Source organism: Photobacterium jeanii (genome assembly GCF_001650345.1).
GTDB lineage: Bacteria > Pseudomonadota > Gammaproteobacteria > Enterobacterales > Vibrionaceae > Photobacterium > Photobacterium jeanii.
On record NZ_LVHF01000012.1, the window covers coordinates 1,345,460 to 1,370,795 of the forward strand.

19 protein-coding genes and 18 tRNA genes are annotated in these 25,336 nt (G+C 46.4%); 28 read left to right on the forward strand and 9 right to left on the reverse strand.

What is annotated here, in order from left to right:
- Positions 1 to 45: 45 nt before the first annotated feature.
- Positions 46 to 1,416, reverse strand: coding sequence for a Na+/H+ antiporter NhaC family protein (locus tag A3K86_RS07400; protein WP_068329936.1), 1,371 nt, complete (start codon positions 1,414 to 1,416; stop codon positions 46 to 48).
- A 217-nt stretch (positions 1,417 to 1,633) separates the two neighbouring features.
- On the opposite strand from A3K86_RS07400, the gene A3K86_RS07405 reads away from it, so the two are divergent.
- Together A3K86_RS07405 and A3K86_RS07410 are read left to right on the forward strand one after the other, a co-directional pair.
- Positions 1,634 to 3,514, forward strand: a complete 1,881-nt coding sequence (locus A3K86_RS07405; protein ID WP_068329940.1) for a methyl-accepting chemotaxis protein — start codon at positions 1,634 to 1,636, stop codon at positions 3,512 to 3,514.
- A gap of 391 nt (positions 3,515 to 3,905) precedes the next feature.
- Positions 3,906 to 5,789 (forward strand): methyl-accepting chemotaxis protein, encoded by a 1,884-nt coding sequence (locus A3K86_RS07410; RefSeq protein WP_068329943.1) that lies wholly within the window; start codon positions 3,906 to 3,908, stop codon positions 5,787 to 5,789.
- 80 nt (positions 5,790 to 5,869) lie between these two features.
- Here A3K86_RS07410 and A3K86_RS07415 read toward each other — a convergent pair whose 3' ends face one another.
- The 7 genes from A3K86_RS07415 to hemA all read right to left on the reverse strand — a co-directional run bounded on the left by A3K86_RS07415 (position 5,870) and on the right by hemA (position 12,908).
- Positions 5,870 to 7,123, reverse strand: a complete 1,254-nt coding sequence (locus A3K86_RS07415) for an aromatic amino acid transport family protein (protein WP_068329946.1) — start codon at positions 7,121 to 7,123, stop codon at positions 5,870 to 5,872.
- A gap of 377 nt (positions 7,124 to 7,500) precedes the next feature.
- Positions 7,501 to 8,355, reverse strand: coding sequence for a 3-deoxy-8-phosphooctulonate synthase (gene kdsA / locus A3K86_RS07420; protein WP_198160406.1), 855 nt, complete (start codon positions 8,353 to 8,355; stop codon positions 7,501 to 7,503).
- Between the two features lie 12 nt (positions 8,356 to 8,367).
- On the reverse strand, positions 8,368 to 9,147 hold the full coding sequence (locus A3K86_RS07425) for a SirB1 family protein (RefSeq protein WP_068329948.1): 780 nt from the start codon (positions 9,145 to 9,147) through the stop codon (positions 8,368 to 8,370).
- A gap of 35 nt (positions 9,148 to 9,182) precedes the next feature.
- Positions 9,183 to 9,569 (reverse strand): SirB2 family protein, encoded by a 387-nt coding sequence (locus A3K86_RS07430; RefSeq protein ID WP_068329951.1) that lies wholly within the window; start codon positions 9,567 to 9,569, stop codon positions 9,183 to 9,185.
- A gap of 9 nt (positions 9,570 to 9,578) precedes the next feature.
- Positions 9,579 to 10,427: a peptide chain release factor N(5)-glutamine methyltransferase gene (prmC, locus tag A3K86_RS07435; protein ID WP_068329954.1), complete on the reverse strand. Its 849-nt coding sequence runs from the start codon at positions 10,425 to 10,427 to the stop codon at positions 9,579 to 9,581.
- Positions 10,427 to 11,515 carry a peptide chain release factor 1 gene (gene prfA, locus A3K86_RS07440; RefSeq protein ID WP_068329955.1) on the reverse strand — a complete coding sequence of 363 codons (1,089 nt, stop codon included), beginning with the start codon at positions 11,513 to 11,515 and terminating at the stop codon, positions 10,427 to 10,429. The genes prmC and prfA overlap by 1 nt, the downstream gene beginning before the upstream one ends.
- A gap of 115 nt (positions 11,516 to 11,630) precedes the next feature.
- Positions 11,631 to 12,908, reverse strand: a complete 1,278-nt coding sequence (gene hemA / locus A3K86_RS07445; protein ID WP_068329958.1) for a glutamyl-tRNA reductase — start codon at positions 12,906 to 12,908, stop codon at positions 11,631 to 11,633.
- A 281-nt stretch (positions 12,909 to 13,189) separates the two neighbouring features.
- Here hemA and lolB point away from each other — a divergent pair, with 281 nt between their 5' ends.
- The 23 genes from lolB to A3K86_RS07560 all read left to right on the forward strand — a co-directional run bounded on the left by lolB (position 13,190) and on the right by A3K86_RS07560 (position 20,419).
- Positions 13,190 to 13,813: a lipoprotein insertase outer membrane protein LolB gene (lolB, locus tag A3K86_RS07450; protein ID WP_198160408.1), complete on the forward strand. Its 624-nt coding sequence runs from the start codon at positions 13,190 to 13,192 to the stop codon at positions 13,811 to 13,813.
- Between the two features lie 15 nt (positions 13,814 to 13,828).
- Positions 13,829 to 14,692, forward strand: coding sequence for a 4-(cytidine 5'-diphospho)-2-C-methyl-D-erythritol kinase (gene ispE / locus A3K86_RS07455; protein ID WP_198160414.1), 864 nt, complete (start codon positions 13,829 to 13,831; stop codon positions 14,690 to 14,692).
- A gap of 33 nt (positions 14,693 to 14,725) precedes the next feature.
- Complete coding sequence (locus tag A3K86_RS07460; protein WP_068329964.1) at positions 14,726 to 15,673, forward strand: ribose-phosphate pyrophosphokinase; 948 nt, start codon at positions 14,726 to 14,728, stop codon at positions 15,671 to 15,673.
- 159 nt (positions 15,674 to 15,832) lie between these two features.
- Positions 15,833 to 16,423 (forward strand): aminoacyl-tRNA hydrolase, encoded by a 591-nt coding sequence (gene pth, locus A3K86_RS07465; protein ID WP_068329967.1) that lies wholly within the window; start codon positions 15,833 to 15,835, stop codon positions 16,421 to 16,423.
- 95 nt (positions 16,424 to 16,518) lie between these two features.
- Positions 16,519 to 17,610, forward strand: coding sequence for a redox-regulated ATPase YchF (gene ychF, locus A3K86_RS07470; protein WP_068329970.1), 1,092 nt, complete (start codon positions 16,519 to 16,521; stop codon positions 17,608 to 17,610).
- Between the two features lie 303 nt (positions 17,611 to 17,913).
- Positions 17,914 to 17,990: transfer RNA gene (locus tag A3K86_RS07475), tRNA-Met, on the forward strand.
- Between the two features lie 30 nt (positions 17,991 to 18,020).
- Positions 18,021 to 18,105: transfer RNA gene (locus A3K86_RS07480), tRNA-Leu, on the forward strand.
- Between the two features lie 57 nt (positions 18,106 to 18,162).
- A tRNA-Gln gene (locus A3K86_RS07485) sits at positions 18,163 to 18,237 on the forward strand.
- A 79-nt stretch (positions 18,238 to 18,316) separates the two neighbouring features.
- Positions 18,317 to 18,393 (forward strand) — tRNA-Met (locus A3K86_RS07490).
- A gap of 30 nt (positions 18,394 to 18,423) precedes the next feature.
- A tRNA-Leu gene (locus A3K86_RS07495) sits at positions 18,424 to 18,508 on the forward strand.
- A 101-nt stretch (positions 18,509 to 18,609) separates the two neighbouring features.
- Positions 18,610 to 18,694: transfer RNA gene (locus A3K86_RS07500), tRNA-Leu, on the forward strand.
- Between the two features lie 101 nt (positions 18,695 to 18,795).
- A tRNA-Leu gene (locus A3K86_RS07505) sits at positions 18,796 to 18,880 on the forward strand.
- Between the two features lie 45 nt (positions 18,881 to 18,925).
- A tRNA-Gln gene (locus A3K86_RS07510) sits at positions 18,926 to 19,000 on the forward strand.
- A 55-nt stretch (positions 19,001 to 19,055) separates the two neighbouring features.
- Positions 19,056 to 19,140: transfer RNA gene (locus A3K86_RS07515), tRNA-Leu, on the forward strand.
- Between the two features lie 45 nt (positions 19,141 to 19,185).
- Positions 19,186 to 19,260, forward strand: a tRNA-Gln gene (locus tag A3K86_RS07520).
- A 55-nt stretch (positions 19,261 to 19,315) separates the two neighbouring features.
- Positions 19,316 to 19,400: transfer RNA gene (locus A3K86_RS07525), tRNA-Leu, on the forward strand.
- Positions 19,401 to 19,462: 62 nt separating this feature from the next.
- Positions 19,463 to 19,537: transfer RNA gene (locus A3K86_RS07530), tRNA-Gln, on the forward strand.
- A 55-nt stretch (positions 19,538 to 19,592) separates the two neighbouring features.
- Positions 19,593 to 19,677 (forward strand) — tRNA-Leu (locus A3K86_RS07535).
- 62 nt (positions 19,678 to 19,739) lie between these two features.
- Positions 19,740 to 19,814 (forward strand) — tRNA-Gln (locus tag A3K86_RS07540).
- 48 nt (positions 19,815 to 19,862) lie between these two features.
- Positions 19,863 to 19,947, forward strand: a tRNA-Leu gene (locus tag A3K86_RS07545).
- A gap of 117 nt (positions 19,948 to 20,064) precedes the next feature.
- Positions 20,065 to 20,149, forward strand: a tRNA-Leu gene (locus A3K86_RS07550).
- Between the two features lie 62 nt (positions 20,150 to 20,211).
- Positions 20,212 to 20,286: transfer RNA gene (locus A3K86_RS07555), tRNA-Gln, on the forward strand.
- A gap of 48 nt (positions 20,287 to 20,334) precedes the next feature.
- Positions 20,335 to 20,419, forward strand: a tRNA-Leu gene (locus A3K86_RS07560).
- A 412-nt stretch (positions 20,420 to 20,831) separates the two neighbouring features.
- On the opposite strand, the gene A3K86_RS07565 is transcribed toward A3K86_RS07560, so the two are convergent.
- On the reverse strand, positions 20,832 to 21,992 hold the full coding sequence (locus A3K86_RS07565; protein ID WP_068329973.1) for a 2-octaprenyl-3-methyl-6-methoxy-1,4-benzoquinol hydroxylase: 1,161 nt from the start codon (positions 21,990 to 21,992) through the stop codon (positions 20,832 to 20,834).
- Positions 21,993 to 22,252: 260 nt separating this feature from the next.
- Between A3K86_RS07565 and miaB the strand changes: the two genes are divergently transcribed.
- The 3 genes from miaB to ybeY all read left to right on the forward strand — a co-directional run bounded on the left by miaB (position 22,253) and on the right by ybeY (position 25,327).
- Entirely contained in the window at positions 22,253 to 23,677 is a 1,425-nt protein-coding gene (gene miaB, locus A3K86_RS07570; RefSeq protein ID WP_068329976.1) for a tRNA (N6-isopentenyl adenosine(37)-C2)-methylthiotransferase MiaB, read from the forward strand.
- A 91-nt stretch (positions 23,678 to 23,768) separates the two neighbouring features.
- Entirely contained in the window at positions 23,769 to 24,863 is a 1,095-nt protein-coding gene (locus A3K86_RS07575; RefSeq protein ID WP_068329979.1) for a PhoH family protein, read from the forward strand.
- Positions 24,863 to 25,327, forward strand: coding sequence for an rRNA maturation RNase YbeY (ybeY, locus tag A3K86_RS07580; RefSeq protein ID WP_068329982.1), 465 nt, complete (start codon positions 24,863 to 24,865; stop codon positions 25,325 to 25,327). The genes A3K86_RS07575 and ybeY overlap by 1 nt, the downstream gene beginning before the upstream one ends.
- The last annotated feature ends 9 nt before the right edge of the window (positions 25,328 to 25,336 follow it).

Genomic DNA, 25,336 nt, shown 5'->3' on the forward strand with positions numbered 1-25,336 from the left:
CGTCATCTATGCAAACTATTTATTAAACAACCCGCATCAATCTGATCAAGCTTTGACTGGCTCGCGAGCCGCGTGCTTCACAAACACAGCCGCAACCGCAGCAATCGCTAGGAAGAAACAGTAGTAAGAGTGACTCACAACTTCCAGCGGCGACAAACCAAACACCGAACCTAATAACAAGCCTTGCGCACCGTATGGCAGTACACCTTGGATCACACACGAAAAGATATCGAGTAAACTTGCAGCGCGACGTGGGGTTACACCATTACTTTCCGCCAGTTCACGAGCCACGCCACCGGAGACGATAATCGCTACTGTGTTGTTTGCGGTGCAGCAGTTAGTCAAACTTACTAAGCTTGCAATACCCAGCTCGCTTGCGCGCAGATTTTGCGCCTTATTATGACCACGACTGAATACCGAAATAATACGGCTGATCTGTTGCGTCAAGTACGCCAGACCACCTTGGCGACGCATCAATTCACCCATACCACCGATCAGCATCGACAATAAGAAGATCTCTTGCATGTTACCAAAGCCAGCGTAGATATCTTTGGCATAGTTCGACAGGCTGTAATCCGCAGTTGCAAATAAGCCAATACCGCCAGCAAGTAGAATACCTAAACTCAGCACCACAAATACGTTCACACCAGATACCGCAAGCACCAGGATCGTGATGTAAGGCAGCACTTTTAACCACTCAACATCACCGGTTGCTGGTACGTCAGTTGCCGTGCTGCTAAACGCGAAAACTAAAATAGCAGCAATGGCTGCTGGTAGGGCAATACCGATATTCTCACGGAATTTATCACGCATGTGACAACCCTGAGAGCGAGTAGAAGCAATGGTGGTATCAGAGATAATAGATAAGTTATCACCAAACATCGCACCACTAAGCACCACACCAGCGGTAAGCGCGACATCCATACCTGCTGCTTGAGCAATACCCAATGCAACAGGTGCAACGGCTGCGATCGTACCCATCGAGGTCCCCATCGCAGTAGCAATAAAGGCCGAAATCACAAAGATGCCCGGTAAAATCAGGCTTGATGGCAACATGGATAAACCAAGGTTAACCGTGGCATCTACCCCACCAGTTGCTTTTGCTACAGCAGCAAAAGCGCCCGCTAATAAGTAGATCATACACATAGCGATAATATCGCCATGACCAACCCCTTGGATAAATTGCTCAATCGCTTTATTCAGCTTTTCTTTACTGAGCAAAATCGCCACTACTACAGCAGGTAACGCTGCTACAGGTGCCGGCAGTTGGTAGAAAGCGAAATCAACGCCTTGAGCTGTTAAATAGCTACCAACGCCAATAAATAGTGTTAAGAAAATCCCTAATGGGAGTAGCGCAAGCGCTGAAGGTGCGGGTGAGGCACCGTCTGAGTGTTTGGTTTGTGTTGTGTTCGACATGATGACTACAGACATCTTATTTTAGAATTTGGCTTAGACTAATTGGTCACTATGTTTGAGTCAACATCTAGACGTCTAAACATCCAAAATCCACTAAAAATACTTACCGCACATATTCAATTTGATTATTAATAAATTTAATGAATAGTATCCTTGATGGATATACAATACGGCATCCCACATAAATCATCCAATAAGAACAAATAGAGCAGCTTTTATGTCCATCACCATGAAACAAAAGATACTGGCAAGTGTTCTCGCTACGATTGTCATCATTACCAGCACATTAACCTGGCTAGCAGCTGGTGAACTTTTTTCTCAGAGCCGTAGCGGTATCTACTCTCGGGCTACAAGTGTAACCAATGTGGCAACGAACGCGATTAATAACTGGTTGGCGAACCAAGAATTAATTATTCAATCGACAGCCAAATCTATTGATACCAACAACCTCCAAACAGTCATGCTTAACGCCAAAGAAATTGGCGGCTTTAGCGATATTTTCTTCGCAGATATGACAGGCAATCTATATCTATCAGGCAACACCACCCCGTTGGCTGGATTTAATGCCACAACACGCTCTTGGTTTAAAGAAGCATTAAGCAGCCAAAAGGTAGTGACCTCTGAACCTTATAAAGGAACCAACAACAACCAAACCATGCTGACCTTTTCTGCGCCCGTAATACAAAATGGCCAAGTGATAGGGGTACTTGGTGCGGATGTTGCGTTAAGCGCACTACAAAACACCATCACCAGCTATGACGTAGGTACTAACTCCAACGCAATGCTTTTAACCAATGAAGGACGTATTTTAGCTTATACAAACACGCAATTGGTTTTACAGTCACTCACCAAACTTGCACCTGAATTAACCATTAATCAAATTCACAGTGCAATGAATGAACACAGCATTCAAATTTATGAAGATAGAGGTCAAGAAAAGCTGATTTATTTTGGTGAAATAGACAACAGTAATTGGATTTTCGCAGTTCAAATGGATCGTGCGACCGAAGAAGCAAGCCATAATCAATTACTTAAAAATTTAATCTTAGCGAGTGTCCTCGGAACTATCATTGCCGTTGTCGCAACCTCGCTAATTATTAATTTCTTATTTAAAGATCTCGTCAAAATAGCGGGAGCACTCGAAGACATCGCATCCGGCGAAGGCGATCTTACCCAACGTCTTGAGCCACATAGTAATGATGAAATTGGTCAACTGGCACTGAACTTCAACCGCTTTGTTGGCAACATGCACCAAATGGTGATGCGTCTACGCGAAGTCTCTGACTCACTAAACATCCAAGCTAACACCACAGCAGAACAAGCTGAAGAGCGCAGCAACCGTATTCAACATCAACAAGATGAAATTAATATGGTGGCGACTGCCATCAATGAAATGGCCGCTGCAACACAAGAAATTGCTGGTAACGCTGACAACACCGCCCAAACCTCAGCAGAAACCGTGAGCGCAGCCGATCATGGTGCGCAACAAGTAACCCAAAGCCAACACTCGATTTCTAGCCTTGCCGGTGAAGTAGAAACGGCAACAGGTGTTATCGGTGAGCTTAATACTCACGCCCAAAGCATCAATACCATTCTTTCCACCATTCAAGGCATTGCTGAGCAAACAAACCTGCTAGCCCTGAATGCAGCGATTGAAGCGGCTCGTGCTGGCGAACAAGGTCGTGGTTTTGCCGTGGTTGCCGATGAAGTTCGCGTACTTAGCCAGCGCACTCACGCTTCGACCCAAGAAATTCAGCAAATGATCGAGACCTTACAGCAAACCACAGGTCGCGCAGTTGGCATTATGGAAAACAGCCGCCACTTAGCTGAAACCTCGGTTGACGATGCCAATGCCGCTTCTGCTAGCTTGGCGCAAATCAACAACGCAGTAACGAATATTAGTGATATGGCGACCCAAATCGCTTCGGCGGCAGAAGAACAATCATCAGTAACCGAAGAAATTACTCGTAATACCCAAGGTATTCGTGATGTGTCTGATGAACTTGCTCAAGAAGCAGGAGAAGCAGCACAACAAGCCGCTGAACTGTCTCAGCTATCGCATCAATTACAGCAAGAAATTAACCGCTTTAAATTATAAGTCTTATTTTATAAATAAGAGACAAATTGCTTATATAAAGGGCTACGACAGGTAGCCCTTTTATAATGTTGCAAAAGATTTATTTATTAACACCGTGTCTACCTATCTGGATATTTAATAGATATAACCATGCATCACACCTATAATGCTTATACATAGGCATTCACAAAGCAGAATACTTCTCAGCCAATTACACTTCCTATCTTACTGCTTTAATACCAAATAAGATTATATTTTGACGGCTTTAAACGTTTATGCGTCATTAAAAACAACGTTTGATTTTTATAATGGAAAATATTAATAAAAAGTTTAAATAACCGTGCATATTAAAAAATATGTTTATAGAATCTTTAGCTCCCTTCGGTTCCTAATCTTTACATTGAAGTAAATTATGAAACTAACATTAAAACAAAAGCTCATTGGTGCCAGCCTGTCAGCCGTTGTTGTTATGGCAACAGTATTGACTTGGCTAGCAGCAAATCAGCTAGATAACCAACTTCGCAACGGTGTGTACTCTCGCGTACAAAGTCTTTCAACTTCAGCAACTGATGGCATCAGTGACTGGATTGAAATTCGTAGCGATATCGCCAGCGCATTTAACCGTTTTACCGACCAAGCCGATCTAGTTCCTTACCTACAACAAGCCCGTTTTGCTGGTGGATTCGATGATATTTTCTTCGGAACCCCAAAAGGCGAAATGTTCCGTTCACACCCTGAACGTAACCGAGCTGACTACGATCCTCGTACCCGTCCGTGGTATCAGGAAGCGCAAAATGCTGGCAAACAAATTATTACTTCCGCCTATCGAGATGCCATCACTAACGCGCTACTAGTTACCATTGCCGAACCTGTTCGTAACAATGGTCAACTACAAGGTGTTGTTGGTGCTGATGTACTGATCGATCAACTGATCGCGGATGTGATCAACTTAGACGCAGGTAAAAATGCCTACGCAATGTTGATCAATAAACAAGACGGTACCTTCTTGGCTCACCCTGATGAGTCTCTGATCCTTCAGCCAATCAACCGCTACAGTAGCGCGTTTTCAATCAGTTCGATTGATGACATGATCCGTGGCAAAACGATTGAAGATGTGACCATCAAAGGTAAAGACAAGCTGGTTTACTTTGCTCAGATCCCTGGTACAGAGTGGATTTTGGGTATTGAAATGGATCGCGATACTGAAGAAGCAGGTATGCGCGACCTCATGACACAGCTCTTCCTAACCTCTATTGTGATCACCATTCTTGTGGTGGGTATAGTTGCATGGCTGGTGAGCTTCTTATTCCGCGATCTACTACGTGTCTCTGATGCACTAGCAGAAATTGCATCGGGCGAAGGTGATTTAACTCAGCGCCTAGAACCACGCAGCGATGACGAAGTGGGTATGCTTGCCCATAACTTCAACCGCTTTGTTGGCAACATGCATGGCTTAGTGAGTAATCTGAGCAAAGTATCAGATAACTTAAGCCAACAAGCCCACCTTACCGCTTCTCAAGCAGAAGAGCGCAGTACCCGTATTCAGCATCAGCAAGATGAAATCAATATGGTTGCAACGGCTATCAATGAAATGGCTGCAGCAACCCAAGAAATCGCTGGTAATGCCGATAATACAGCACGCACTGCTGGTGAAACCGTTGAAGTAGCCGAGCACGGCTCAACTCAGGTGGCACAGAGCCAGACTTCGATTTCAAGCCTAGCGCAAGAAGTTGAGACTGCGACTGGTGTGATTGGCGATCTCAATACCCATGCGCAAAGCATCAACACGATTCTATCAACGATCCAAAACATCGCAGAACAAACCAACCTACTCGCACTGAACGCAGCCATCGAGGCAGCGCGTGCTGGTGAGCAAGGTCGTGGTTTTGCCGTAGTTGCCGATGAAGTCCGTGTTCTAAGCCAGCGTACGCATGCATCAACGCAAGAAATTCAGCAAATGATTGAGAACTTACAGCACACCACAGGTCGTGCAGTAAGTATCATGGGCGACAGCCGTCACCTTGCTGATACCAGTGTGGAAGATGCCAATGCCGCTTCTAGCAGCCTGACGCAAATTAACAATGCGATCACCAATATCAACGACATGGCGACGCAAATCGCTTCAGCAGCGGAAGAGCAATCTTCGGTGACCGAAGAGATCACTCGCAATACCCAAGGTATTCGTGACGTTTCAACTGAGCTAGCACTAGAAGCCGGTGAAGCTGCAAAACAAGCAGCGGAACTGTCTCAGCTATCGCATCAGCTACAGCAAGAAATTAGTCAGTTTAAGCTATAAGCACAAAGCTTTTCACTTAAACAAAAAGGGTGTTGCCATCATGGCAACACCCTTTTTTACACTCGCTAACCGCTCTGGCGTTAGAAGTTAAATAGAATGGCTGATACCGCCAACAAACCCACCACCAGCACAAAGTAGTTACTCACTTTGCCACGGTATTGCTTCATCGCAGGAACCTTGTAAATCGCAATCACAGGCATCACAAACAGGATCATCGCAATCACAGGGCCAGATAGCGCTTCCATCATTCCCAAAATGCTTGGATTCATTACCGCTGCAAACCAAATACAGATGATCATCAGCACGATACCAAGTTTGTCGGTGCTTTTTTCCGATAGCTTAGTGTGCTTACTCACCAAACCGTTAAAGCTTTCACGCGCCCCTAAGAAGTGACCAAGGAACGATGAGGTAATCGCAATAAAGGCAATAAAAGGACCAAGCAGCACAATAAACGGGTTATCGTGAATATTCGCCAAGTACGACAAGACTGATACGTTTTGCGCTTTCGCCTCAGCAAGTTGCTCCGGTGATAAGCTGAGTACACAAGAAAACACGAACAGCAGCACAAAGCTAATCAACATGATAGAAGTGCGCTTTAAAATACGCTCGCTCTTACCACTTGCTTGTTGGCCGTAATGACGACGCTGCGCTTGCGCAAAGCTCGAAATAGCTGCTGCGTGGCTAAACGCAAACACAGTAACAGGAACCGCTAGCCATAGTGTTAGTGATAACTCACCGAACTCAGGTACCACATCCCATTGCGGTAATTGCCAGTGCGGCATCAGGTATAACGACAAGCCAAACAAGATCGCAGCCAGAGGGTATACGATCACCTCGAAGGTTTTCAGCATAACCTTCTCGCCCGCCAACATAATCGCGACCATGCCAATCACCAAGATACCCGACAATAGGATCCGAGGTGGAGGCACCATGCCCAGTTGATTCACCATAAAGCTATCTACCGTGTTGGTTAGACCTACACCGTAAATCAATAAAATTGGGAAAATTGATAAGAAGTACAGCACTGAGATCAGCACACCCGCGCTACGACCAAAATGCTCTTCCACCACATCAGTGAAATCTGCTTTGTCATTGGCTGATGACAGCACAAAGCGCGCCAAGCCACGGTGAGCAATAAATGTCATCGGTCCGGCAAGCAACGCCATCACCACTAATGGCCAAAAACCACCAGCACCGATATTGATTGGTAAAAATAAAATTCCCGCGCCCACGGCTGTTCCAAACAGGCTTAACATCCAGCGCGTATCGTGTTTGTTCCATGAAGACAGCGTCTCGCCTTCATTGCTTAAAGGTATATCTTGAGTGATTGACACGTCTCTACCTGCTTCTACCAAATTTACATCTGGCAGGAGTATATCGGCTTAGCATTAAATTCTCACAAAGGGAACGGCAAAGATCACGCTCTGAAAAGGTGAAATATATAGTTACAAAAGCCACGATAAAAGCGATGAATAATTTAATTATCTGGCAACAACGCCATCAGTCAGTGCAATTCACTAAATTTTTTAATTTTGCATTTTTTTATTATTGGTCTATATACTGACCGCAAAGCAATAACTTGCTACAGATATATCCTTGGGATATCGAAAAACGGATATCAACAAGAAGCCCCAGCAAACTAAGTTTACTGGGGCTTTTTATTCGCAGATATATCTAAAAGGCTTATCAATCGCCTTTAGCTATAAACAACTTATTTAATGTCGATTGGCTCAAAACCTTTGATCAAATCATCTAGTTGTTTGATTTGGCTTAGGAACGGCTCAAGTTTATCTAGTGGGAACGCTGAAGGACCATCACAACGCGCTTGATCTGGCGTTGGATGCGCTTCCATGAATAGACCACCGATACCTGTCGCAATACCTGAGCGAGCAAGGTCAACAGTTTGCTCACGACGACCGCCTGAAGCAGCGCCTTGTGGATCACGGCATTGTAGTGCGTGCGTTACGTCAAAGATGATTGGGCTACCTTTCGATGCTTTCTTCATTACATCAAAACCAAGCATATCAACCACTAGATTATCGTAACCATGTAGTACACCACGCTCACAAAGAATGATGTTTTCGTTACCACACTCAGCAAACTTCTCAGTAATGTTACCCACTTGACCTGGGCTCATAAACTGAGGTTTCTTCACGTTGATCACTGCGCCCGTTTTCGCCATTGTCTCAACAAGGTCAGTTTGACGCGCCAAGAAAGCAGGAAGCTGGATCACATCTACCACGTCAGCCACTGGCTGTGCTTGGTATTGTTCGTGGATATCCGTAATGATTTTCACACCGAAAGTATCTTTCAGCTCTTGGAAGATCTTTAAACCTTCTTCCATACCAGGACCACGGTATGAGTGAACAGATGAACGGTTCGCCTTATCAAAAGACGCTTTAAAGACATACGGGATGCCTAGCTTGTCGGTTACTTCAACGTACTTTTCACAGATCGCCATCGCTAGATCGCGTGATTCCAATACGTTCATACCACCAAACAATACAAACGGCTTGTCGTTTGCAACTTCGATATCACCAATACGAACTACTTTCTGTTCCATCATCTTTTCTCTATTTTAGTGAAGGGTCAGCGGCTCTTCATTGAGGGCTGCTACTTGCAACTTGAGTAACTCAGCTGCAGGGTCTTCAGGGCATTGTTCTATAAAGTAACTGTAGTCAGAGGCAGCAACATGGCTACAGTCGAGTTTCTGGTAAATGTAACCACGATCGCGGATTTCATGCGGGTCGTCGGGCTGAAACTGTAAAGCGACATCGCTACAACGTAGCGCATCGGTGTACTGCTCTTCACGCAATAGAGCACTTTTCATTACCGTTAACCAACGCTTTAAAATGTCGCTATTGGTCGCGACAGCCAGATCCTTAGTCGATAGCTGGGCAAAAGGACCTTTTGCCCCTTTCAGCCAGCCTACCAAGGTACGTTCACTCAGAAACTCACCGTCAAAGGGGTTGATGTATTGCACTTCTTCACCATCGTACCAGTCCACCTTAAGAATAAACTGAGTCGGGAAGCCCACACTGGATACTGGAAGTTCAAGGTGGTTAGCCAAATAAAGAAAAATCGCCCCAAGACTGACAGGAATACCACGCTTGCGATCCAATACTTTATCAAGGTAGATATTATCTGATGAAAAGTACTGCTGTTGATCGCCTTGAAAGCCCCACTCTCGGTAGAACAGACGGATCAAGCCATCGAGACGCACATGCGGATTCACTTCATCCATCAAGGCATGCTCGGCTTCTTTGGCCATACGCTCGAGCTGGATTTGCACCCACCCGCGCGGAAATGCCGGATCCGTTAACGCCGTCATGGCTAATGCCCCTTCAACCAGTGGCATTTGCTCCAATTCTTCATGACTAAAGTTCACTTAACTCACCCCAGGAACGATGTTTTCGTTACTGCAATATTGGCTGCGGCAACAATCCAGCCTAGCGCGCCAAAAAATGCGAACGATTTAAATACTTTATTGCGACCGTATTTCAAGGTGAAAAATGCCAACGCATAATACGCCAGCACGCAACTCAGTTTTTGCGTTAGCCAACTACCCGCTTCGGTAAATGGCATAAAACCAGTGACAAAAATTAACGCCACACCTGATAGCAACATGAAAGTATCAACAGCGTGTGGTGCCACCTTGAGGAATTTCTTTTCGAGTAACGCTGAGTTTGCCATCATCAGGCAGTAACGTACTGTAAACAGCAGCACACTTAGCGCAATAAACAAAAAGTGAATATGTTTCAGTTGAAAATAGTATTCCATAACGCTTTTCTATCCTTGCCAACAACCCAGAGTTACACGGTCTAACCCGGCGTAATCCTGCGCTGTTGAGACTCGGGTATACCCCAGTTCTTGTAAAATTTGACGCACGGGTGCGCCTTGCTCAAAGCCGTGCTCCATTAGCAGCCAGCCGCCTTGCTCAAGGTGTAAACGCCCTTGCTCACTGATAATACGAATATCAGCCAAACCGTTTTCTGGTGCCACCAAAGCGGTTTTTGGCTCAAAACGCACATCGCCTTGTGACAAATGCGGATCGGCATCATCAATATAAGGAGGGTTACTGGCAATCACCGCAAACTTATCATCTGCACCCAGTGGGCTGTACCAGCTACCGGCCATAAAACGCGCATTGGTAATAGCCAAACGTTGGCCGTTTTCCGTTGCTAGTTGCGCAGTTTCAGGACGAAGATCGATGCCTGTTACCTGCGCATCAGGGCGCTCGGAAGCTAACGCTAACGCAATCGCACCAGTGCCAGTCCCAAGATCTAATACCTTACAAGCTTGTGTCGGTATTTTATCCAATGCTAACTCAACCAAACGCTCAGTATCTGGACGCGGGATCAAAGTATGTGGTGCCACTTTTAACGGCAGCGACCAAAATTCACGCTCACCGACAATGTACGCCACTGGCTCACCGTCAATACGACGCGCCACAACAGCATCAAATTGCGTTTGTTGTTCTGCGGTCAGCGTTTTTTCCGGCCACGTCAGTAAATAACTACGTGGTTTATCCAGCACATGACACAGCAGCACGGCAGCGTCGATATGCGGGCTATCAGAGCCCGCGTCGGTAAATTGCGCCGTGGTCTGCTTTAACAGGGCGTCAATCGACAAGGTCATTATTGTTGCTCTGCCATCGCCGCTAGCTGATCCGCTTGGTGCTCTTGCAGTACAGGCTGGATCAGACCGTCCATATCACCTTCCATTACTTCGTTCAGACGGTAGATAGTCAGGTTGATACGGTGATCAGATACACGACCCTGTGGGTAGTTGTATGTACGGATACGGTCTGAACGGTCACCCGAACCTAGTAGGTTACGACGAGTGCTCGCTTCCGCTTCATGACGGCGCTCTTCTTCTGCTTGAACAATACGAGCAGCAAGAACAGCCATCGCTTTTGCTTTGTTTTTGTGCTGAGAACGCTCGTCTTGACACTCAACCACTGTACCTGTTGGCAAGTGCGTAATACGGATTGCAGAATCCGTGGTGTTAACGTGCTGACCACCCGCGCCCGATGCACGGAAAGTATCGATTTTCAGGTCTGCGGCTTTAATTTCTGGCAGATCCGCTTCTGGGATCTCAGGCATAACAGCGACAGTACAAGCTGATGTATGAACACGGCCTTGCGATTCAGTCGCAGGAACACGTTGTACACGGTGACCGCCTGACTCAAACTTCAAGATACCGTAAGCACCCTCACCATTCACTTTCGCGATCATTTCTTTATAACCGCCATGTTCAGAGTCGTTAGCGCTCATGACTTCGATACGCCAGCCGCGGCTTTCTGCGTATTTACTGTACATACGGAATAGGTCACCCGCAAAGATACCCGCTTCATCACCACCAGCACCGGCACGGATCTCAACGAAACAGTTACGCTCATCGTTTGGATCTTTAGGCAGTAGTAGCACCTGTAGTTCGTCTTCTAAGCGCTCGATGTTAGCTTTGGCTTCTTTTACTTCCTCTTGCGCCATTTCACGCATTTCAGGATCGTCTTCTTTCGCCATTTCTTCCGCCGCTTCCAGATCTTCTTTGGCTTGCTGGTAAGCTTGGAAACACTTAGTGATTTCTTCTAGCTGAGAGTATTCACGCGATAGCGCACGGAACTTGTTCTGATCGCCAATCACATCAGGATCGCCCAACAGGTGCTGGACTTCTTCGTAACGCTCAACCAAGGTTTCTAATTTAATTAAAATGGACGGTTTCATAATTCACTACAAATCAATGTTCTGTTTATAGCGATAAGCAATCCCACTTGGATCTTGAGCTACTTACCGCCTCGAAATAAGACGCATACCAATAAAGATGAGACAGCTATTGGCGCTACTTTTGACTGTGGTTTGTTTTCAGCGAGTCCAAACCTAAACTTTCACGGATCACCGCCAGTTTCTCTGGCTCCCCTTGATGCGCCGCCTGCTGCATGGCACGTGTTGGTGCGTGGATCAATTTATTGGTCAGCTTATTACTTAGCTCAACCAAGACTTTTTCTGGAGAGGTCCCGTTTGCCAATAGCTGTAAACTACGATTCACCAAATCATGTTTGATCTCATCGGCATGGCAACGGTACTGGCGAATACTATCAACCGCTTCAAGCGAGCGTAGCCAACTCATGAAAGCAGCACTTTCTTCGCTCACAATGGCTTCGGCTTGAATTGCAGCCACTTTGCGTTGTTCACGGTTACGATTAACGATAGTTTGCAAATCATCAACGGTGTAAAGATACACATCGTTGATATCACCCACTTCAGCTTCGATATCGCGTGGGACCGCAATATCAACCAATAGCATTGGCTGGTGACGACGCGTTTTTATCGCCTTTTCCACCATACCTTTACCTATGATTGGCAACGGGCTCGCCGTTGAGCTAATCACAATGTCAGCACGGTGGAGATGATCGGGAATATCCGGCAAGCCAATCACTTCGGCACCGAACTCTTTCGATAAGCCTTCCGCACGCTCTTTAGTACGGTTAGCAACAATCAGGTTATTACATCCTTGCTCAACCAAGTGACGCGCTACCAACTCGATGGTTTCACCCGCACCCACTAAAAGCACGGTTGCCTCTGACATAGATTCAAAGATCTGTTTTGCCAAAGTACAGGCAGCAAACGCCACCGACACCGCGTTACCGCCGATATCGGTTTCAGTACGCACACGTTTCGCAACCGTGAACGTTTTATGGAACAGCTTTTCTAACATGCCATGCACCGCTTGGTGCTCTGCAGCGTCAGAGTAAGACTGTTTAACTTGGCCCAAAATCTGCGGCTCACCAAGTACCAGTGAGTCAAGACCACACGCCACGCGCATCAAATGACGCACGGCCGCTTGTTCTTCGTGGAAATACAGACTTGGCATGATCTCATCAGCCGATAGCTGATGGAATTGGCTCAACCAATCAATCAGGATCCCAGGTCCAGCCTGAGTCACATCGCAGTAGAGCTCGGTCCGGTTACAAGTTGAGATGATAACTCCACTCGTCACTTCTGGGTGATCGCCAAGCTCATGTAGCGCTGCTGTCAGTTTCTCTGGTGAAAAAGCCACTTTTTCACGTAGGTCGACAGTCGCTGTATTGTGATTGATGCCTAATGCAAGCAAGGTCATGGAGACGGTGTACCAACTTCGCCGAATGAAAAGATCTAGGGCGGGATTTTACTTGATGCCCCTCCGTAATAAAAGGTAACAGACCGATTCATTCATCAATCGATGCACATTTGTTGCCTTTGATAGCCGATATTGTCCAGTATTCCACCACTCTATCGCCCTTTCCTGCTACCAATATCCTGTACTCATCAAAGGGATAAAATTCTACGCCACCGCGGTTTTTATTTGGCTTATCCATCAATTATCGCTATTGTTTGCTCAAACCTCTGTTTGAGAACTCAATGATGAATCTCTCTGTTTTTGGCTCACGACTGCGTAGCCAACGCCTTCTTAGCGCCTCTTTTTTGGTGGCATTACTTGCAGGCTGTGCGCAACAAGCGCCTGTAACTCAAACCGACTGGCAAACCCACCAATATTCGCTCAATCAACTCAAGCAATATCAAGCCAAAGGCAAGCTGGGATATAAAAGCCCGGAACTACGCTTTGGAGCTAACTTACTGTGGCAAACCACCCCAGAAAAAGACCAACTCTTACTGACCAACTTCTTGGGAAGTACCTTGTTAAAGTTAGAAGCTTCTGCGCAAGGTGCCACTTTGATCGATAACCAAGGCAAACGCCATAGCAGTAAAGATGCCGCGAGCCTAGTCAAAGGCTTAACTGGCATTGCGCTCCCAATCGAACAAATGCGCGATTGGCTGATCGGCTTACCCACTGCCGCCGACACCTTTCAGCTTAACGAGCAAAATACCGTGAGTTACCTTGCAAAGACGATAGGTAACCAAACATGGGAAATGGAATACCAGAGCTACGACCATAGCCATTACCCAGCCTTGCCTAAGAAGATGATTCTTAGCCAAGACCAACAACGCATTACCCTGATCATTCACTCTTGGACAACAAAGTAAGTTATGACCCGTCCGATCATTACTAAAACGACGCAATGGCCAGCACCAGCAAAGCTAAACCTCTTTCTTTACATCACAGGCCGCCGTGACAACGGCTACCACGATTTACAAACTTTATTTCAGTTTATTGATCGCTGTGACACCTTAACCATCACCGCCAATAACAGTGATGCCATTTCTATCACTCCAGCTATTGAAGGTGTGGCATTAGAAGATAATTTAATCTACCGCGCCGCGGATGCACTTCGCAAAGCCGCTGGTATTTCAGCAGGCGCTGACATTCATTTGGACAAAATTTTACCAATGGGTGGCGGATTAGGCGGTGGTTCATCGGACGCAGCTACGACACTGGTTGCACTAAATTACCTGTGGCAAACCCAACTCAGCACCGACCAATTAGCCGACATTGGTTTGGCGTTAGGAGCGGATGTACCAGTGTTCGTTCGTGGGGTGAGTGCTTTTGCTGAAGGCGTGGGTGAAAAGCTCCAACCCGCCACTCCTGAGGAAAAATGGTATTTAGTGGTAAAACCAGAAGTTAGCATCGCTACTGTCGATATTTTCACCCATCCAGAGCTTACGCGTGATACGGAAAAACGTCCGTTGGAGACCCTGTTATCAGGGTGTTACGAAAACGATTGCGAAAAAATCGTCAGAAGACTGCACCCTGAGGTTGATAAGGCGCTTTCGTGGCTGTTAGAATATGCGCCGTCAAGATTGACCGGCACTGGCGCATGTGTGTTTTCTGAATTTAGCACTCAACGCGACGCCATTGCAACACTGAAAAAATTACCTGACTGGTTCCACGGATTTGTCGCAAAAGGTGTCAACACATCTCCCTTATTGACAGCCTTGAGCACTCATTCTTCGGAAGATCAGTAACTACAACTTGGACGCAACCCTGAGGTTTCCACCGTGCCTGATATGAAGCTGTTTGCTGGTAACGCTACACCAGAACTAGCCCAACGCATTGCTGACCGTCTATACATCTCTCTTGGAGATGCGACAGTTAACCGTTTTTCTGATGGTGAAGTATGTGTTCAGATTAATGAAAATGTTCGTGGTAGCGACGTATTCATTATTCAATCAACTTGTGCACCAACTAACGACAACCTAATGGAGTTAGTGGTGATGATCGATGCACTTCGCCGTGCTTCTGCAGGTCGTATTACCGCTGTAATTCCTTACTTCGGTTATGCTCGTCAAGACCGCCGCGTCCGTTCTGCTCGTGTGCCAATTACTGCTAAAGTAGTTGCAGATTTCCTTTCTAACGTGGGTGTTGACCGCGTTCTTACTGTTGACCTACACGCCGAGCAAATCCAAGGCTTCTTCGATGTACCTGTAGACAACGTATTCGGTAGCCCAGTGCTACTAGAAGATATCCTAGCGAAGAAACTGGAAGATCCAGTGGTTGTTTCTCCGGATATCGGTGGCGTTGTACGTGCACGTGCTATTGCTAAGCTACTAGACGATACTGACATCGCAATCATCGACAAACGTCGTCCACGCGCTAACGTTTCTCAGGTAATGCACCTGATCGGTGACGTTGAAGGCCGTGACTGCATCATCGTTGATGACATGATCGATACTGGCGGTACGCTATGTAAAGCAGCTGAAGCGCTAAAAGAGCGTGGTGCGAAACGTGTATTTGCTTACGCAACTCACCCAGTATTCTCAGGTTCTGCTCCTCAGAACATTCGCGAATCAGTGATCGACGAAGTTATCGTAACTGACTCAATTCCACTAACGCAGGAAATTAAAGATACAGGTCGCGTATCTGTGCTGACACTTTCAGGCATGTTAGCGGAAGCTATTCGTCGCATTAGCAACGAAGAATCAATCTCAGCGATGTTCGAGCACTAATCGACAAGCTAAGCAGAGAGAATTAAACGCCTCGCTTATGCGGGGCGTTTTGCTTTTGGGCATTAATCGCCTCGCGGCAATCCGCGCGATCCGTATCAATTTTCGTGAGATTGGTATAACATAGCGCGCGTTTTCAGCCTAGGACGAGAGAAATCAAGCGTGAGTAACAACATTCGTCTTTTAGTGGGTCTGGCAAATCCAGGTCCTGAGTATGCGAAAACTCGCCATAATGCCGGCGCATGGGTCGTCGAAGAATTAGCGCGAGCACATAACATCAGCTTACGAGAAGAATCAAAATACTTCGGCCTAACCGGTCGGATCATGGCTAACGGTCACGATCTTCGCTTGTTGATCCCAACTACTTTTATGAACCTGTCAGGTAAATCAGTGGCAGCACTGGCGAATTTCTACCAAATCAAACCGGAAGAAATTCTCGTGGCGCATGACGAACTTGATCTTCCACCCGGTGTAGCGAAATTTAAAAAGGGTGGCGGACACGGTGGTCATAATGGTCTGCGCGACATTATTAGTAAGATGGGCAACAACAAAGATTTCTACCGTTTACGTGTCGGGATCGGTCACCCAGGCGATAAAAACAAAGTCGCAGGCTTTGTTTTAGGTAAAGCGCCAGCCAAAGAGCAAGAATGTATTGATGCGGCTGTGGATGAAGCAGTGCGCTGCATGGACATCTTGCTAAAAGATGGTCTCAATAAAGCGCAAAACCGTCTACATTCTTTCAAAGCAGAGTAATTGCCCTCTGCTTTACGTTTATTAGTAATTTTCGTTGCTCTGGTAGTCAAACTACCAACTGCAACACTGAGTAATCACCAAAAGGGTTTAATACCATGGGTTTTAAATGCGGCATCGTTGGCCTACCAAACGTAGGTAAGTCAACCCTATTCAACGCCTTGACTAAAGCGGGTATCGAAGCAGCGAACTTCCCGTTCTGTACTATCGAGCCAAACACTGGTGTCGTACCTGTGCCAGATCTACGTCTGGATGCACTGGCTGAAATCGTAAATCCAGAGCGTATTCTACCTACTACCATGGAATTCGTAGATATCGCAGGTCTAGTTGCGGGTGCATCTAAAGGTGAAGGTCTAGGTAACAAGTTCCTAGCTAACATCCGTGAAACTGACGCAATTGGTCACGTTGTTCGTTGTTTTGAGAACGAGAACATCGTTCACGTTGCAGGTAAGATCAACCCACTAGACGATATCGAAGTTATCAACCTAGAGCTTGCTCTAGCTGACCTTGATACTTGTGAGCGTGCAATTCAGCGTCAAGCTAAGCGTGCAAAAGGTGGCGACAAAGACGCGAAATTTGAAATCGCGGTACTAGAAAAGCTACTTCCAACGCTGACTGAAGGTGGTATGGTACGTTCAGTTGAGCTAGCGAAAGAAGAAGCGGCAGCAATCAGCTACCTAAACTTCCTAACACTTAAACCAACCATGTACATCGCTAACGTAAGCGAAGACGGTTTCGAAGATAACGAATTCCTAGACATGGTTCGTGAGCATGCTGCAAAAGAAAACGCAGTTGTTGTTCCTGTTTGTGCAGCAATTGAGTCTGAAATTGCAGAACTTGATGATGCTGACCGTGAAGAGTTCCTAGCTGACATGGGTATCGAAGAACCAGGTCTAAACCGTGTGATCCGCTCGGGCTACGAACTACTTAACCTGCAAACTTACTTCACCGCTGGCGTGAAAGAAGTACGTGCATGGACTATCCCTGTTGGCGCAACAGCTCCACAAGCTGCGGGTAAGATCCACACTGACTTTGAAAAAGGTTTCATCCGTGCTGAAGTTGTAGGTTACGACGCATTCATCGAATTCAAAGGTGAAAGCGGTGCAAAAGAAGCAGGTAAGTGGCGTCTAGAAGGTAAAGATTACATCGTTAAAGATGGTGATGTAGTTCACTTCCGCTTCAACGTATAAAGCTAGGTTGCCAAAACCAGCTGAAATACAGTGAATTTCGATAAGCCAGCATAATTGCTGGCTTATTTTTTATCTGCGTTCTGAAGACTTCTTTATAGATAAAGCTGACAAAGCAAGGATTTAGCTGGCAAAATTACAGCGGTTCGTGTGGCTATCACGCATTTCGTCCAAATATCCATCGAACAAAACGATTTTGACGAGATATTTAAAAAAACTGTTGACGCTTTTCGCTGAGATACGCATAATGCGCCCCGTTCCCGAGACGACAGCAACATGCTGACAGCGAATTAGGAACAACAAGTTGGCTACGTAGCTCAGTTGGTTAGAGCACATCACTCATAATGATGGGGTCACAGGTTCGAATCCCGTCGTAGCCACCATTTCTCGTTTACCTCGAGAAATGCATTGATGCGGAAGTGGCGGAATTGGTAGACGCACCAGATTTAGGTTCTGGCGCCGCAAGGTGTGAGAGTTCAAGTCTCTCCTTCCGCACCATTCTTAACTCAGCGTTAAGAAAGACCTTGTGAAAGGTACGTTGCGTTGCAACACTGTAGGGCTATCGCCAAGCGGTAAGGCAGCGGCTTTTGATGCCGCCATTCCCTGGTTCGAATCCAGGTAGCCCTGCCACCATTTATTGTGTGGTTATCTTTTCGAAGTAACGGCATGATCAATACTGCAAACCAAGCAGTCTAATAAATAACAAGTTGGCTACGTAGCTCAGTTGGTTAGAGCACATCACTCATAATGATGGGGTCACAGGTTCGAATCCCGTCGTAGCCACCATTTCTCGTTTACCTCGAGAAATGCATATATGCGGAAGTGGCGGAATTGGTAGACGCACCAGATTTAGGTTCTGGCGCCGCAAGGTGTGAGAGTTCAAGTCTCTCCTTCCGCACCATTCTTTCTTTATGAAAGATAAAGTCATAACTCGTTTTACCAATTATGAGTTATGCAACGATAAGTTAGAGACAACTTGCTAGGCAACTAGTGATATAAAATGCGGAAGTGGCGGAATTGGTAGACGCACCAGATTTAGGTTCTGGCGCCGCGAGGTGTGAGAGTTCAAGTCTCTCCTTCCGCACCATTCTGTCTTGATGAGAGACAAAGTCATAATTCGTTTTATCACTTATGAGTTATGCAACGATAAGTTAGAGACAACTTGCTAGGCAACTAGTGATATAAAATGCGGAAGTGGCGGAATTGGTAGACGCACCAGATTTAGGTTCTGGCGCCGCGAGGTGTGAGAGTTCAAGTCTCTCCTTCCGCACCATTCTCTACTAACTTATCAAATTCGTACTCGTAAGAGTTACGCTGTAGGGCTATCGCCAAGCGGTAAGGCAGCGGCTTTTGATGCCGCCATTCCCTGGTTCGAATCCTGGTAGCCCTGCCATCATTTATACTTAATGATGAGCAACAACATAAGTTGTATGATCATCGCTGAGTTTGCGGAAGTGGCGGAATTGGTAGACGCACCAGATTTAGGTTCTGGCGCCGCAAGGTGTGAGAGTTCAAGTCTCTCCTTCCGCACCATTCTCTACTAACTTATCAAATTCGTACTCGTAAGAGTTACGCTGTAGGGCTATCGCCAAGCGGTAAGGCAGCGGCTTTTGATGCCGCCATTCCCTGGTTCGAATCCAGGTAGCCCTGCCATCATTTATACTTAATGATGAGCAACAACATAAGTTGTATGATCATCGCTGAGTTTGCGGAAGTGGCGGAATTGGTAGACGCACCAGATTTAGGTTCTGGCGCCGCAAGGTGTGAGAGTTCAAGTCTCTCCTTCCGCACCATTCTCTCTTTACTTATTATTTTCTCCTCGCCGAGAAATTCGTACTCGTAAGAGCTACGCTGTAGGGCTATCGCCAAGCGGTAAGGCAGCGGCTTTTGATGCCGCCATTCCCTGGTTCGAATCCAGGTAGCCCTGCCATCATTTATACTTAATGATGAGCAACAACATAAGTTGTATGATCATCGCTGAGTTTGCGGAAGTGGCGGAATTGGTAGACGCACCAGATTTAGGTTCTGGCGCCGCGAGGTGTGAGAGTTCAAGTCTCTCCTTCCGCACCATTCTCTCTTTACTTATTATTTTCTCCTCGCCGAGAAATTCGTACTCGTAAGAGCTACGCTGTAGGGCTATCGCCAAGCGGTAAGGCAGCGGCTTTTGATGCCGCCATTCCCTGGTTCGAATCCAGGTAGCCCTGCCACCATTTAACTTAATGGTGTGTTCAGTTCGCTGAATTACCTTTAAGTATGCGGAAGTGGCGGAATTGGTAGACGCACCAGATTTAGGTTCTGGCGCCGCAAGGTGTGAGAGTTCAAGTCTCTCCTTCCGCACCATTATTCTTTCTTCTCTTTAATTAGAGATTGAAGTAAAGATCATAATCATGCTCACCAATTGCTGATTATGTGACAATAAGTAAGAGACAATTTGCTAGGCAACTAGTGATATAAAATGCGGAAGTGGCGGAATTGGTAGACGCACCAGATTTAGGTTCTGGCGCCGCGAGGTGTGAGAGTTCAAGTCTCTCCTTCCGCACCATTCTCTCTTTACTTATTATTTTCTCCTCGCCGAGAAATTCGTACTCGTAAGAGTTACGCTGTAGGGCTATCGCCAAGCGGTAAGGCAGCGGCTTTTGATGCCGCCATTCCCTGGTTCGAATCCAGGTAGCCCTGCCACCATTTAACTTAATGGTGTGTTCAGTTCGCTGAATTACCTTTAAGTATGCGGAAGTGGCGGAATTGGTAGACGCACCAGATTTAGGTTCTGGCGCCGCAAGGTGTGAGAGTTCAAGTCTCTCCTTCCGCACCATTATTTAGAAACCCACCTTTTGGTGGGTTTTCTTATGTCGGTTGCAAAATATCGATATCTTTATCAATAACTCATTGAAAAACCAGATATCGAATGCGAACAGCTTAGAGTGAGCTTTCACTCTTTTTACAACCTCAATAAATCGTATCTCTCTGGTTGTTAAGCCGAATGTTGTTCGTGACATTCGGCTTTTTCTTTATCTGTCACATCCCCTCTGATCTAATCTTCTAAAATAGCTTGCGACCAAGACAAGCAAGACTCCTATCACCAAAGACCTGAAACCTGAGAATAACGATTAAAGATCAGTAGCTTATTCCAGTTAGTTTATTCAAATACAAAAAAAGCGAGCCTACCCAGCTCGCTTTTCAATCTCAAGTTTGTTCATTTTTCTAGGGAATCCTACGATTCCTAGCTACATTCCCATCGCATACTTCAACACTTGCTTCTTGATTGGCCCGGCATGCTCTGCCACTTTCAAACCAATGTTGCGTGCTAATTTAAGCGGTAGCAGATCATTACTGAAAGTGGTGTAGAAGAAGTCCATTCCACTTTGCATCAACATATTGTCTGGGCGACGACGACGCTCATATTGGATCAATACACGCGGCTCTGCCCATGCTTTACCCGCTTTCTCAACTTCATGCAGTAATACATCCACATCTTTAAAACCAAGATTCACACCCTGGCCCGCTAATGGGTTAATGGTATGTGCTGCATCACCAAGCAAGACGACATTGTCGCTGTAATAACTTTGTGCGTGACGACGTGTTAAAGGGAAACTGCCCCAATTTAATACGCTAAATTCGCCAACTTCAGCAGGAAAATGTTGTTGAATGGCATGAGAGAGCTGCTCTGCTGTCATCGCCGACAACTGTTTAATGCGTTGTGGGCTGTCGTACCAAACCAGTGACGCTTGATGACCCGCTAATGGCAGAAATGAGCGAGGGCCATGCGGAGTAAACCACTGCCAAGTGATATCTTGCTGAGGCGCTTGAGTCTCGATATTGATCAACATACAGTGCTGACGGTAATCCCACGCAGTAATACCAATCCCGGCTTGCTGTCTTACTTGCGAATTAGCACCGTCTGCGCCAACCAATAGCTTTGCTTGTAACTGACGACCATCATCTAAAGTCACCAGCACGCCTTGGGCATCTTGCTGATAATGAGTCATGCGATTAGGACACATTAAAGTAAGTTGCGGGTAGTCTTCAAATTGCTGCCACAGCCCTAATTGAATAAGACGATTTTCAACAATAAAGCCTAAGCGGTCGAGCTGCATTTCATCAGCATTAAAGCGAGTACGACACTCAGGGTGATCCCAGGTTTCTAAACGCTTAAACGGGCATACTCGCATGGCTTGAATACTATCCCATGCACCGAGACGGCTTAATAGCGCCACCGAGTTTGGCGAAATGGCTGATACTCTTAAATCCATCGGTTGCTCTGCACTGTACGGCTGAGGCTGCTGGCCTTCTAATACCGCCACGCGTAAACCGTGCTGTGCCATACCTACCGCCGTTGCGGCACCTACCATGCCACCACCGGCAATCACTACATCAAACTGTTCCATACACTTATCTCATTGTTTGGCTGTTGATTATTTTACCTTGTGCTTTGGATAAAGCGAGTTAATACCCACCAGAAAAGCCCTTCTTCAGTCTAGCTCGCTAAAAACCACAATTTATTCGGGGTGGCGAGGATCTAGTCAGACACCAGATAAAGCAGTACAATACGCGGCTTGCTGGCGGTAACAACCACGAAAATTAGTGAAACCGCCATCCGAAGCAATGTTGAATGCAATAATTGAACACTACCAGCGAAGAGTTAGACATGGCTAAGAAACTGCTTATTAAAACCTGGGGCTGCCAGATGAACGAATACGATTCATCTAAAATGGCCGATCTTCTCAATGCCGCCAATGGCTTCGAGCTAACGGAAATCCCAGAAGAAGCAGATGTGTTGCTACTAAACACCTGTTCGATCCGTGAAAAGGCACAAGAAAAAGTTTTCCACCAACTTGGTCGTTGGAAAACGCTAAAAGAGAAGAAGCCGGAACTGGTGATCGGTGTTGGTGGCTGTGTAGCGACACAAGAAGGTGATTCTATTCGCCAACGTGCACCTTACGTTGATGTTATTTTTGGCCCACAAACCCTGCACCGTTTGCCAGAAATGATCAAACAATCAAGCTCAGAGCACATGCCAGTAATGGATATTTCTTTCCCTGAGATTGAGAAATTTGACCGCCTACCTGAGCCTCGTGCTGAAGGTCCAACAGCGTTCGTATCTATCATGGAAGGCTGTTCTAAGTACTGTACTTACTGTGTAGTACCTTACACCCGTGGTGAAGAAGTTAGCCGTCCACTTGATGACGTACTATTTGAAGTCGCTCAGCTTGCAGAGCAAGGTGTACGTGAAGTTAACCTACTTGGTCAAAACGTTAACGCATACCGTGGTGACACGCACGATGGTGAAATCGCAACGTTTGCTGAACTACTACGTCTAGTCGCAGCTATCGACGGTATTGACCGTATTCGTTACACCACCAGCCACCCAATCGAGTTCACTGACGACATCGTTGAAGTGTACACAGACACCCCTGAAGTGGTGAGCTTCCTACACTTGCCAGTACAAAGTGGTTCAGACCGCATTCTGGCGAACATGAAACGTCCTCACACTGCGATTGAGTACAAGTCGAAGATCCGTAAGCTTCGTAAAGCACGTCCTGATATCACTATCAGCTCTGATTTCATCGTGGCGTTCCCTGGTGAGTCTGATCAAGACTTCCAAGACACCATGAAGCTTATCAAAGACGTTGATTTCGATATGAGCTTTAGCTTCATCTTCTCAGCACGTCCAGGTACGCCTGCGGCAGACTATCCTTGTGATCTTACTGAAGAAGTGAAGAAAGAACGCTTGTACGAACTACAGCAACAGATCAATACTCAAGCTATGCGTTACTCACGCCAAATGCTGGGTACTGAACAACGTATTCTGGTTGAAGGTCCTTCTAAGAAGAACATCATGGAACTACGTGGCCGTACTGAAAACAACCGCGTGGTGAACTTTGAAGGTTCAGCGGACCTTATCGGTCAATTTGTTGATGTGAAAATCACAGATGTATTCACGAACTCACTACGTGGTGATCTAGTACGTACCGAAGCCGAAATGAATCTACGTGTTGCAATGTCACCAGCTGAGGTGATGGAAAAAACACGTAAAGAAGATGAATTGGGTGTTGGCGTATATACTCCATAGTATAAGCGCTAGTCTAAACGCCAGTGTTTAGACCAATGCCCTGATACGATAGCCGCCCGTTGCTGTGGGCGGCTCTAATGAGAGGCAAACCTTGAGCAAAATTATTACTGTTGAATTTAATCTGGAACCAGCCAATAACCAGCGCCTTTCCAGCCTTTGTGGCCCTTTCGACGATAATATCAAACAATTAGAACGCCGCTTGGGTGTTGAAATTAACCACCGCAGCAATAGCTTTTCTGTTGTTGGTCAACCACATACTGCCAATGCTGCCGCCGATATTTTAAAACATCTCTACGTAGATACGGCACCGATTCGTAACACCATTCCTGATATCGAGCCTGATCAAATCCACTTAGCGATCAAAGAATCTGGGGCTCTCGAGCAAAACACTGAGTCTTCAATCCCTTACGGTAAAGAAATTCACATCAAAACCAAAAAAGGGGTGATCAAGCCACGCACACCAAACCAAGCGCAATACATTGCCAACATGGTGACGCATGACATTACTTTCGGTGTTGGCCCGGCAGGTACAGGTAAAACCTATCTTGCGGTTGCGGCAGCGGTTGATGCGCTTGAGCGCCAAGAAGTGCGTCGTATTTTGCTAACTCGCCCTGCGGTTGAAGCGGGTGAAAAACTGGGTTTCCTACCGGGTGATCTTAGCCAGAAAGTCGACCCTTACCTACGTCCGCTCTACGATGCCTTGTTTGAAATGCTGGGCTTTGAGCGCGTAGAAAAGCTCATTGAGCGTAACGTGATTGAAGTGGCGCCACTGGCTTATATGCGTGGTCGTACACTGAATGACGCCTTCATCATTCTTGATGAAAGCCAGAACACCACAGTGGAACAAATGAAAATGTTCCTTACCCGTATCGGCTTTAACTCACGCGCGGTCATTACCGGTGATGTGACTCAAATCGACTTACCACGTGGTGCTCGTTCAGGTCTTCGTCATGCGATTGAAGTATTGTCTGATGTTGATGAGATCAGCTTTAACTTCTTCCAAGCTGACGATGTTGTTCGCCATCCTGTGGTTGCCCGTATCGTACAAGCCTACGAAGTATGGGAAACCGCTGATCAGAAGCAACGTAAGTTGGCTGAGCAGCGTCGCCGTGATGAACAAGCGGAAAAAATTGCAGCCGCTACCGTAGCAGCTGCGTCTCAAGTAGAACCAGAAAAGAGTAACTAATGGCGATTTACCTCGACTTGCAACATGCCACTGATAGTCAAGACGGCTTACCCGCTGAAACTGACTTCCAACAATGGCTTGATGCGGCTGTCACGCCTTTCCAAGCGGATGCTGAAGTCACCATCCGCTTAGTAGACGAACAAGAAAGCCACGCCCTGAACCACGAGTACCGTGGTAAAGACAAATCCACCAATGTGTTGTCTTTCCCATTTGAAGCTCCTCCGGGCATGGAGATTGATCTACTGGGCGACTTAATTATCTGCCGTCAGGTAGTAGAAAAAGAAGCCAAAGAGCAGAATAAACCGCTAAATGCCCACTGGGCACATATGGTTGTACATGGCAGTCTTCATCTGCTAGGTTATGACCATATTGATGACGAAGAAGCAGAAGAAATGGAAGCGTTGGAAACGGAACTCATGCAAAAAATGGGGTTCGAAGATCCATACGCTGCCGACAAACTGTAATTTGTGATC

Coding starts and splice junctions, on each gene's coding strand:
- A3K86_RS07425 (WP_068329948.1), bottom strand. CDS start 9,147: ATGCCACTGGTTGAAGGGGCATTAGCCATGACGGCGTTAACGGATCCG.
- lolB (WP_198160408.1), top strand. CDS start 13,190: ATGATGAATCTCTCTGTTTTTGGCTCACGACTGCGTAGCCAACGCCTT.
- A3K86_RS07410 (WP_068329943.1), top strand. CDS start 3,906: ATGAAACTAACATTAAAACAAAAGCTCATTGGTGCCAGCCTGTCAGCC.
- A3K86_RS07565 (WP_068329973.1), bottom strand. CDS start 21,992: ATGGAACAGTTTGATGTAGTGATTGCCGGTGGTGGCATGGTAGGTGCC.
- A3K86_RS07405 (WP_068329940.1), top strand. CDS start 1,634: ATGTCCATCACCATGAAACAAAAGATACTGGCAAGTGTTCTCGCTACG.
- ychF (WP_068329970.1), top strand. CDS start 16,519: ATGGGTTTTAAATGCGGCATCGTTGGCCTACCAAACGTAGGTAAGTCA.
- miaB (WP_068329976.1), top strand. CDS start 22,253: ATGGCTAAGAAACTGCTTATTAAAACCTGGGGCTGCCAGATGAACGAA.
- A3K86_RS07400 (WP_068329936.1), bottom strand. CDS start 1,416: ATGTCGAACACAACACAAACCAAACACTCAGACGGTGCCTCACCCGCA.
- A3K86_RS07430 (WP_068329951.1), bottom strand. CDS start 9,569: ATGGAATACTATTTTCAACTGAAACATATTCACTTTTTGTTTATTGCG.
- kdsA (WP_198160406.1), bottom strand. CDS start 8,355: ATGATGGAACAGAAAGTAGTTCGTATTGGTGATATCGAAGTTGCAAAC.
- prmC (WP_068329954.1), bottom strand. CDS start 10,427: ATGACCTTGTCGATTGACGCCCTGTTAAAGCAGACCACGGCGCAATTT.
- prfA (WP_068329955.1), bottom strand. CDS start 11,515: ATGAAACCGTCCATTTTAATTAAATTAGAAACCTTGGTTGAGCGTTAC.
- ybeY (WP_068329982.1), top strand. CDS start 24,863: ATGGCGATTTACCTCGACTTGCAACATGCCACTGATAGTCAAGACGGC.
- hemA (WP_068329958.1), bottom strand. CDS start 12,908: ATGACCTTGCTTGCATTAGGCATCAATCACAATACAGCGACTGTCGAC.